Below are 9,717 nucleotides of genomic sequence, written 5' to 3'. Positions count from 1 at the left end.
GGTGCGGCCCTCGACCGGGGCCTCGAGCACGCCGCGCGTGAGCCGCGGCAGCGCATGGGTCACGCGGCCTTCGGCGTCGATGACCACGGTGGCGCCGGTGTTGGTGGCGCGCACCATCGGCCGCGCGAACTCGAGCGCGCGCATGCGCGAGATCGCGAGATGCTGGTCGATGGCGATCGAGTCGCCGAACCAGGCGATGTTGCTGACGTTGAGCAGGATGGTCGGTGCCGTCGCCGCGTCGCGGAAGTTGGCGCCGATCTCGTCGCCGAACAAGTCCTCGTAGCAGATGTTCGGCGCGATGCGCTGGCCCTGCCAGGCGAGCGCGGGCTGCGCGAGGCCGCCGCTGCGGAAGTCGCCGAGCGGGATGCTCATCATGTCGATGAACCAGCGGAAGCCGAAGGGAATGAACTCGCCGAAGGGCACGAGGTGGTGCTTGCTGTAGGCGTAGGCCGAGGCGGCGCCGGGCCGGAAGCCGAGCACGGTGTTGGTGTAGCCCTGGCGGTCGCCCAGCGGCAGGCCGACCACGGCCGCCTGGCTGCCGCTCGCATAGCGCGCCTGGATCGCCTCGAGGTAGCCCGCGGGCAGCTGCTGCGGCAGCAACGGGATCGCGGTCTCGGGCGTGACCACCAGCGAGGCCCTGGCATCGCGCAGCTGTTCGCCGTACCAGCGCAGCGCGTTCTCGATGCCGCCATTGGGAACGAACTTCTCGTCCTGCGCGATGTTGCCCTGCAGCAGCGCGACCTGCAGCGTGCCCGCGGCTTCGCCGCGCGAGGGCTGAGCCACGAGCGGAAAGCCGAACACGACCGCGACCAGCAACGCCGCGCCCGCGAGTTCGGCGCGGGCCGCGGGCCGTGCCAGCGCGACCAGTGCAGCGGCCAGGGCCGCCACGGCGCCGATGCCGTAGACGCCGATCCACGGCGCCCAGCCCGAGAGCGGGCCCTCGACATGCGCATAGCCGCCCGCGCCCCAGGGAAAGCCGGTGAACCAGCTGCCGCGCACCAGTTCGGCCAGCGTCCACAGCGCGGCAAAGACCAGTGCGCCTGTGACCGTGCCGCGCGGACCGCGCCGCACGAACCAGGCTCCGGCCAAGGCGTAGTACAGGCCGAGCGCGGCGGCGAGTGCGAGCACCGCGATCGCGGCCAGCGGCGCGGCGAGGCCGCCATAGGTGTGCATCGAGACGAAGAGCCACCAGAAGGTGCCGCAGAGCCAGGCTGTGGAGAACAGCCAGGCATGCAGTCCGGCGCGGCGCCAGCCCGCGTCCTGCTCGCGCAGGCGGCGCAGCCCGAAGGCGAAAACGGCGAGCGACACCAGCTGCAGCAGCCACATCGGCCGGCCCGAGCCGGGTAAGGCGATCGAGGCGGCCTGCCCCAGTCCGGCCAGCAGGAAGGCCAGGGCCAGCAGTGCGGCGCGCATCAGTCGGCCGCGTCGCCGCCGCGGGCCGGCGACACCTTGAACCAGCGCACCGCGCCGCCCTTGGTGTGCAGCACCACGAAGTCGAAGCCGCCGATCGCATGGTGCTCGCCGCGCTTGGGCACGTGGCCCATCTCGTGCGCGATCAGGCCGCCGATGGTGTCGAAGTCCTCGCTGAGCTGTTCCTCGTCGAACACGATGCCGAAGGCCTCGGCCACGCGCTCGATCGGCGTGTCGCCCGAGACGCGGTAGGTGTGGTCGGCCAGGCCGAAGATGTCGCCCTCGTCCTCGGCGATGTCGAACTCGTCCTCGATCTCGCCGACGATCTGCTCGAGCACGTCCTCGATGGTGATCAGGCCGGCCACGCGGCCGAACTCGTCGATGACGATCGCCAGGTGGTTGCGGTTGCCACGGAATTCGCGCAGCAGGTCGTTGAGGCCCTTGCTCTCGGGCACGAAGGTGGCGGGCCGCAGCAGCGCGCGGATGTTCAGGCCCGGCGCGCGCTGCAGCTTGAGCAGGTCCTTCGCGAGCAGGATGCCGATGATGTTTTCCTTCTCGCCCTCGTACACCGGGAAGCGCGAGTGCGCGGTGTCGATGACCAGGTGCAGCAGCGCGTCGTAGGGCGCGTCGATGTTCACCAGGTCCATGCGCGGCGCCGCGACCATCACGTCGCCGGCCGTCATGTCGGCCATGCGCAGCACGCCTTCGAGCATCACGCGCGATTCGGCGCCGATCACCTGGTTGTCTTCGGCATCCGCCAGGGTTTCGATCAGCTCGTCGCGCGAGTCCGGACCGGGATGGATGAATTCGGCGAGCTTCTGGAGAAAGCCGCGCTTGTCTTCCCGTTCGACGGGTGCGCGTTCAGGGTGAGGTTCGGCCACTGCGGGAGGGCGTAGTTGGGGGGAGTGCAAGGATACCGGATTGCATGTGACAGGCTCTACCGGGTCCGCCTGGGGGTATGCAAGTAGCGTTCCCGAGGGCCGGCCGCCGCCGGGCCGCCCCAAGGCGGCCAGCCCCCTCGGGGGGTGGCGTTACACGAGCGAAGCGAGTGAAAAGCCTGGGGGCCCGGTTATTGCGCCGACTTGCCGCGCGCGTCGCGCACGCCGCTGCGGACTTCCTGCAGGCTCGCGAGGAAGGCCCAGAACTGCTTGGCGCGCGACTTCAGGTGGAAGTCGACCGCGGCGTAGTGCTCGAGCGCGATCTCGCTCATGCGGCTGTCGAAGGTGGCGCTCGGCAGCTGCAGGTGGGCTTCCGATTCGGAACCGCTGCGCACCACGGTGGCGCCGGCATTGCGCGCGATCTTGAGCATCGCGGCGTTCTCGCTCAACGCATGGATGAACAGCATGCCCACGCCCTCGTTGCGCGCCACGACCACGGCGCGCTCGAACAGCCGGGCGCCATAGCCGCGTCCGCGGGCGTGGGCCGAGACGGAGACGCCGAATTCGGCGCAGTCGCTGTGCTGGTCGTCGGGTGCGAAGGCCAAGTGGGCCATCGCGATCAGCTCGAGCTTGCGGTTGTAGATGCCGAACAGCTCGTCGCGGTCGAAGTCGAGGCCGTCGACATAGCGCTGCACCTGCTCGTCGCCCGCGGCATAGCCGAAGCGCAGGTAGCGGTCGTGGGCGCTGAGCGCCAGCAGGTGGCGCGCGATGCGCTCGCGCTCGCGCGGGCCGATCGAACGGATCGGCACCATGACGGGCTGCGGCGCGGCAACGGCGCGTGGTTGGGCCTCAACCATCGGCGCCTTCAGAAAAGAGCCGAGGCCGAGGGATGCCCTGAGGAGGTCCTTGGCGGTAAGCATGGCTTGAATGTAAGGGTTTTCCCTTAACCCACAAGCCCGGCGGGACACTTTCGTGACTCATTTGTGAATCAATACCCGAAAGCGTGTGCCCGGAGCAACTTTTTCGTGCCTAGACCGGCACGGCTGTGGTGGCTTTGACACGGTCCAGCACGAAACTGGTCTTGCAGTCCTGCACGCTCGGGTGCTTGAGCAGGGTGTCCATGATGAAACGGCTGTAGTGGGCCATGTCGGCCACCACCACACGCAGCAGGTAATCCATCTCGCCCGTGAGGGCGGCGCACTCGACGACTTCGGGCCAGGTCTGCACACTGGCGCGGAACAGGTCCATCGGGTTGCGCTTGTGGCTCTCGGTGTGCTTTTCGAGCCGCACGTTGAGATAGGCCGTGAGGCCGAGCCCGACGGCCTCGGGCTTGACCAGCGCCACATAGCGGTCGATCACGCGCTGCTCCTCGAGCCGCTTGACCCGGCGCAGCACGGCGCTCGGCGAGAGGCTGACCTGCTCGGCGATCTGGTCGTAGGTGGCACGACCATCTGCTTGCAGCGTGCGCAGAATCAGCCGATCTATCTTGTCGAGTGCTTCCATGAGGAGATTTTTGCACTTTTCCTGCAATCGATCCAAGAAACACGCCCACAAACGCTGAAATCATGAGCGGCAGTCGACTTACATTGCTGCACTGGCCGAGCCGCCATCCTTTTACTTTCCCCTCGATCCCCACTTCTTCGGAGACTGCCATGAGCCACGCCGACGCGCCCGCCTTCACGCCCTGGGACAACCCCATGGGCACCGACGGCTTTGAATTCATCGAATACGCGGCACCCGATCCGGTCGCCATGGGCAAGGTCTTCGAGCGCATGGGCTTCACGGCCATCGCCAAGCATCGCCACAAGAACGTGCTGCTGTACCGCCAGGGCGAGATCAACTTCATCCTGAATGCCGAGCCCGATTCGTTCGCGCAGCGCTTCGCGCGCGAGCACGGCCCGAGCGTGTGCGCCATCGCCTTCCGCGTGCAGGACGCCAAGGCCGCCTACGAGCGCGCCACCTCGCTGGGCGCCTGGGGCTTCGCCGACAAGGCCGGCCCGGGCGAGCTGAACATCCCCGCCATCAAGGGCATCGGCGACAGCCTGATCTATCTGGTCGACCGCTGGCCCGGCAAGAACGGCGCGAAGCCCGGCGACATCGGCAACATCGGCTTCTACGACGTCGACTTCGAACCGCTGCCGGGCGTGGCCTCGCAGGACGCCCTGACCACCAAGGGCAACGGCCTGACCTACATCGACCACCTGACGCACAACGTCTACCGCGGCCGCATGAACACCTGGGCCGGCTTCTACGAGAAGCTGTTCAACTTCCGCGAGATCAAGTACTTCGACATCGAAGGCCAGGTCACCGGCGTGAAGAGCAAGGCCATGACCAGCCCCTGCGGCAAGATCCGCATCCCGATCAACGAAGAGGGCAAGGAACAGGCCGGCCAGATCCAGGAGTACCTGGACATGTACAAGGGCGAAGGGATCCAGCACATCGCGATGGGCTCGGACGACCTCTACGAGACGGTCGACGCGCTGCGCGCCAAGGGCGTGACCCTGCTGGACACCATCGACACCTACTACGAGCTGGTCGACAAGCGCATCCCGGGCCACGGCGAGAGCGTGGAAGAACTGCAGAAGCGCAAGATCCTGATCGACGGCAAGAAGGACGCGCTGCTGCTGCAGATCTTCAGCGAGAACCAACTCGGCCCGATCTTCTTCGAGTTCATCCAGCGCAAGGGAGACGACGGCTTCGGCAACGGCAACTTCAAGGCGCTGTTCGAGAGCATCGAGCTCGACCAGATGCGCCGCGGCGTGCTGAGCGCCGCAAAATAAGCGCTCCTTCCATCCTCCAGGAGCTCCGCATGCGCAACATCCTCTCGATCGGCCTGACCACCCTCGCTGCGGCGGTCGTTCTCTCGGGATGCGCGGCGGGGCCTGGAGGCGCGCCGGCCGCCAGCGCCGCGGGCTCGCACCTCGACAGCGTGCAGAAGGCGGCCGTGCTGCGCATCTGCACGCCGGGCGACTACCGCCCCTTCAGTTTCCAGAAGGCCGATGCCTCGTTCGAAGGCATCGACGTCGACCTGATGGCCGGCTTCAGCGCCAGCCTGGGCGCCAAGCCCGAGTGGATCAAGACCACCTGGGCCAACCTGCTGCCCGACCTCGCGGCCGGCAAGTGCGACATCGCCGTGGGCGGCGTGTCGGTGACCACCGACCGCCAGAAGCGCGCCTTCTTCAGCGCGCCCTACATGGTCAACGGCAAGACGCCGATCGCGCGCTGCGCCGATGTGGCCAAGTACCAGAGCGTGGCCGACATCGACAAGCCCGCCACGCGCGTCATCTTCAATCCGGGCGGCAGCAACGAACGCTTCGCCCGCACCAACTTCAAGCAGGCCCGGCTCACGCTGCATGGCGAGAACGTGACGATCTTCGACGAGATCCTCGCCAACCGCGCCGACGTGTTCGTGACCGAGTCGGCCGAGGCGATCGTGCAGCAGAAGCTCAAGCCGGGCCTGTGCGCGATCAATCCCGACAAGCCGCTGCAATACGGCGAAATGGCCTGGATGCTGCCGCGCGACGACGTGGCCTTCAAGGCCTATGTCGACCAATGGCTGCACCTTCAGCAGGCCGGCGGCGAGTTCCAGCGCGTCATGGACCGCTGGCTCAAGTAATCAACCGAAGCACCCATGGACACCCCTGCCACCGTCGTCACGCCCGCCGTCTACGGCGCCTCCGATCGCCCGCCGCGCGGCGACTATTCGCGGGGCGGCACGGTGCAGGCCGACTACACCTGCGCGCAGGACTGGGCCAGCTACACGGCGGCCGACCACGACACCTACAAGCGGCTCTACGAACGCCAGGCCGCGCAGCTGCCGGGGCTGGCCTGCGATGCATTCATCAACGCGCTGCCGCTGCTGGGCGTGAAGGACCGCATCCCGCGCTTCGAGGAGCTCAACGAGCGGCTGCACAAGGCCACCGGCTGGGAGATCGTGGCGGTGCCGGGGCTGATTCCCGAGCTGCCCTTCTTCACGCTGCTCGCGAACCGCAAGTTTCCGGTCACCGACTGGATCCGCAAGCCCGAGGAGTTCAACTACATCGTCGAGCCCGACGTGTTTCACGACCTGTTCGGGCACGTGCCGATGCTGTTCGACCCGACCTTCGCGGACTACGTGCAGCGCTATGGCGCGGGCGGCATCAAGGCCCATGAACTCGATGCCGGCGAGAAGCTGGCGCGGCTGTACTGGTACACGGTGGAGTTCGGGCTGATCCGCCAGCCCGATGGTCTGCGCGCCTATGGCGCCGGCATCCTGAGCTCGGTCGGCGAGCTGCAGCACGCGGTGCGCTCGAACGAGCCGCTGCGGCTGCCGCTCGACCTGCTGCGCACCATGCGCACGCTCTACAAGATCGACACCTACCAGGCCAACTACTTCGTCATCGACAGCTTCGCGCAGTTGTTCGACCTGACCGAGCCCGACTTCGCGCCGCTGTACCGGGCGCTGGAGACGGCGACCGACATTCCGGCCGGCGTGCTGCAGCCCGGCGAATCCGGCAAGGCCTGAGCTTCCTTTTCGGCAGCCGTGCCGAAGCGCGCGGCTCCCGCTGGCTCCATGCATCGATCGGCAGCTATCGCGCAGGCGACAGCCGATGCATCTACCTAGGACAAGCCCGCTGGTCGCTTGTCCTGTGCGGCTCCCACAATCCGCGCCAAAGGAGCTTGCATGCAGACATCCGCGCGACAGCACTATCCGGCCGGCGTACCGCACGAGATCGATCCCGAGCAGTACCGATCGCTTTCCCACATGTTCGACGAGGCTTTCGGCCGCTATGCCGACCGCCCGTTCTCGGTGTGCATGGAGCGCTGGATGTCATACGGCGAGCTCGATGCGCAGTCGAAGGCGCTCGGCGCCTGGCTGCAGTCGCGCGGGCTCGAGCCCGGCGCGCGGGTGGCGATCATGCTGCCGAACATCCCGCAATTCGCGGTCACCATGTGTGCCGTGCTACGCGCCGGCTACACCTGCGTGAACGTCAATCCGCTGTACACCGCGCGCGAGCTCGAGCATCAGCTCAAGGACTCGGGCGCGACGGCGATCGTGATCCTCGAGAACTTCGCCTCCACACTCGAGCAGGTGATCGAGAAGACGCCCGTGAAGCACGTGGTCATCACGGCGATGGGCGACCTGCTCGGCGGCCTCTACGGCAGCTGGATCACGCTCGCGGTGCGGCACTTGAAGAAGATGGTGCCGCCGTTCAAGCTGCCGCTGAGCGATGGCCGCACGGTCACGCCGTTCTCGCAGGCGCTCGCCGAAGGACGTGGCCGCACGCTGGCGGCCGACAAGAGCACGCTCGATTCGATCGCCTTCCTGCAGTACACGGGCGGCACGACGGGGCTGTCGAAGGGTGCGGTGCTCACGCATCGCAACATCGTGGCCGCCACCCTGCAGGCCGAGGCCTGGTTCACGCCGGCGCTCGCGCGCGCGGGCGACCTCGCGAAGGTCAACAGCATCGCGGCGCTGCCGCTGTATCACATCTTCGCGCTCACCTTGTGCCTGCTCGTGATCCGCCAGGGTTCGCACATGACGCTGGTGCCGAACCCGCGCGACTTCGACAAGTTCATCGCGGTGCTGAAGAAGCGACCCTTCCACATGCTGCCGGCGGTGAACACGCTGTTCAACGCGCTGTTGATGCATCCCGAGTTCAAGACCATCGATTTCTCGACGCTGTTCGTCTCGCAGGCCGGCGGCATGGCGGCCTCGGAAGGCACGGCGAAGCGCTGGTTCGAGGCCACCGGCTGCCCCATGATCGAAGGCTGGGGCATGAGCGAGACCTGCGCGATCGGCACCAACAACCCGGTGTCGAACACCAAGTTCACCGGCACCATCGGCCTGCCGTTGCCGAGCATCGAGATCGCGATCAAGGACGATGAGGGCAATTCGATGCCGATCGGTGAATCGGGCGAGCTCTGCATCAAGGGACCGAACGTGATGAAGGGCTACTACAACCAGCCGGCCGAGACGGCGGCCGCCTTCACCGCCGACGGCTTCATGCGCACCGGCGACGTCGCCGTGATGCAGGAAGACGGCTACAGCCGCATCGTCGACCGCAAGAAGGACATGATCCTGGTCAGCGGCTTCAACGTGTTCCCGAACGAGCTCGAGAACGTGATCTCGCTGTGCCCCGGCGTGGTGGAATGCGCGGCGATCGGCGTGCCCGACGAGAAGCAGGGCGAGGCGATCAAGGTGTTCGTGGTGCGCCGCGACCCGAGCCTGACCGAGGAGGCTGTGCTGCAATACTGCAATGGACAACTCACCGGCTACAAGCGCCCGCGGCACATCGAATTCCGCGATGCGCTGCCCAAGACCAACGTCGGCAAGATCCTGCGCCGCGAACTTCGCACCGCCGCCTCCGCGGGCCATTGAATGAGCGCGGCGGCGGTCGCCGGGTTGCCGGCGAATGTCGTCGTGCTCGAGCGCGGATGGCTGTCGTCCAACAACATCCTCGTGATCGGCGCCGATGAGACGGCGCTGATCGATACCGGCTATGTGACGCATGCCGAGCAGACGGTGGCGCTGGTCGAGTCGGCATTGGCCGGGCGGCCGCTGGATCAGGTGCTCAACACGCATCTGCACAGCGACCATTGCGGCGGGAATGCGGCGCTGCAGGCGCGCTATCCGAACCTTCGCATCGAGATCCCGCCGGGCGAGGCGGCGCTGGTTGAGCGCTGGGATGAAGAAGCGCTGAGCTTCAGGGCGACGGGGCAGAGCTGTCCGAGGTTTCGCGTCTCGGGGCTGCTGCAGCCCGGGACGGAACGCGAGGTCGGCGGGCTGCGCTGGCAGATTCATGCGGCACCGGGTCACGATCCGTATTCGGTCATTCTTTTCGAGCCTGTGTCGCGGACCCTGGCGTCCGCGGATGCGCTGTGGGAGAACGGGTTCGGTATCGCTTTTCCAGAATTGAAGGGGGAACCGTCGTTCGGAGAGATGGCGGCCACCCTGGATCTGATCGAGCGCCTGGCGCCATCGATCGTGATTCCGGGACACGGGTCGATCTTCACGGACGTGGAGGCCGCGCTGAATGTCGCGCGGCGGCGGCTCGAGGGGCTGCAACGGGATCCCGTCAAGCATGCGCGGCATGCGATCAAGGTGCTGATCAAGTTCAAGCTACTGGAGAAGCAGCGGATGTCGCGTGGCGACTGGATGGCCTGGGTGCGCGAGACGCCTTATCTGGCCATGGTGTGCGCTCGGTTCTTCGAGGGCGTGGCGCTGGATGTCCTGGCGCAGGAGATCCTGGCTGAACTCGTCGCTGCGCGGGCTGCTGAAATCACGGAAGACGAGGTTCGGAACCTCTGAATTTTTGAAATGATCGAGCCTGCTTAGGGCGCCCCGATTTCATTCAAATAAAGCGCTGCCTGTTTATTCGAATTGCCAATAAAAAAGCGCCCTGTCGTGGACGGGGCGCTTATTTTTTCTGCTTTTGCTTGCACAAAG

Annotated in this window: 9 protein-coding genes; 5 read left to right on the top strand and 4 right to left on the bottom strand. The window is 66.6% G+C overall.

The window, feature by feature from the left end; all coding sequences use genetic code 11:
• From lnt to AC27VN_RS22300, 4 genes are all read right to left on the bottom strand, one after another.
• Nucleotides 1–1,413: apolipoprotein N-acyltransferase (gene lnt / locus AC27VN_RS22315; protein ID WP_490877931.1), on the bottom strand; the 1,413-nt coding region annotated here is incomplete at its 3' end.
• Entirely contained in the window at nucleotides 1,413–2,291 is an 879-nt protein-coding gene (locus AC27VN_RS22310) for a CorC family transporter (protein WP_057596996.1), read from the bottom strand. The genes AC27VN_RS22310 and lnt, both read right to left, overlap by 1 nt.
• 188 nt (nucleotides 2,292–2,479) lie before the next feature.
• A complete protein-coding gene (locus tag AC27VN_RS22305; protein ID WP_093348314.1) occupies nucleotides 2,480–3,208 on the bottom strand; it encodes a GNAT family N-acetyltransferase in 729 nt (242 codons plus the stop codon).
• Between the two features lie 109 nt (nucleotides 3,209–3,317).
• Complete coding sequence (locus AC27VN_RS22300) at nucleotides 3,318–3,791, bottom strand: Lrp/AsnC family transcriptional regulator (protein WP_057596999.1); 474 nt, start codon at nucleotides 3,789–3,791, stop codon at nucleotides 3,318–3,320.
• A 149-nt stretch (nucleotides 3,792–3,940) separates the two neighbouring features.
• Between AC27VN_RS22300 and hppD the strand changes: the two genes are divergently transcribed.
• From hppD to AC27VN_RS22275, 5 genes are all read left to right on the top strand, one after another.
• A complete protein-coding gene (gene hppD / locus AC27VN_RS22295; RefSeq protein ID WP_093348317.1) occupies nucleotides 3,941–5,068 on the top strand; it encodes a 4-hydroxyphenylpyruvate dioxygenase in 1,128 nt (375 codons plus the stop codon).
• A 29-nt stretch (nucleotides 5,069–5,097) separates the two neighbouring features.
• Nucleotides 5,098–5,904, top strand: coding sequence for a transporter substrate-binding domain-containing protein (locus tag AC27VN_RS22290; protein ID WP_490877930.1), 807 nt, complete (start codon nucleotides 5,098–5,100; stop codon nucleotides 5,902–5,904).
• Between the two features lie 15 nt (nucleotides 5,905–5,919).
• Nucleotides 5,920–6,792, top strand: coding sequence for a phenylalanine 4-monooxygenase (gene phhA / locus AC27VN_RS22285; RefSeq protein WP_208510953.1), 873 nt, complete (start codon nucleotides 5,920–5,922; stop codon nucleotides 6,790–6,792).
• 159 nt (nucleotides 6,793–6,951) lie between these two features.
• The gene (locus tag AC27VN_RS22280) at nucleotides 6,952–8,649 is read left to right on the top strand and encodes an AMP-binding protein (protein ID WP_490877929.1); all 1,698 of its coding nucleotides are present in this window, start codon (nucleotides 6,952–6,954) and stop codon (nucleotides 8,647–8,649) included.
• Nucleotides 8,650–9,579: an MBL fold metallo-hydrolase gene (locus AC27VN_RS22275; RefSeq protein WP_490877928.1), complete on the top strand. Its 930-nt coding sequence runs from the start codon at nucleotides 8,650–8,652 to the stop codon at nucleotides 9,577–9,579.
• Nucleotides 9,580–9,717 lie beyond the last annotated feature (138 nt).

It is taken from the genome of Variovorax sp. 20P10.2.4, from assembly GCF_058244205.1.
This window is presented reverse-complemented; position numbering and strand designations above follow the sequence as displayed.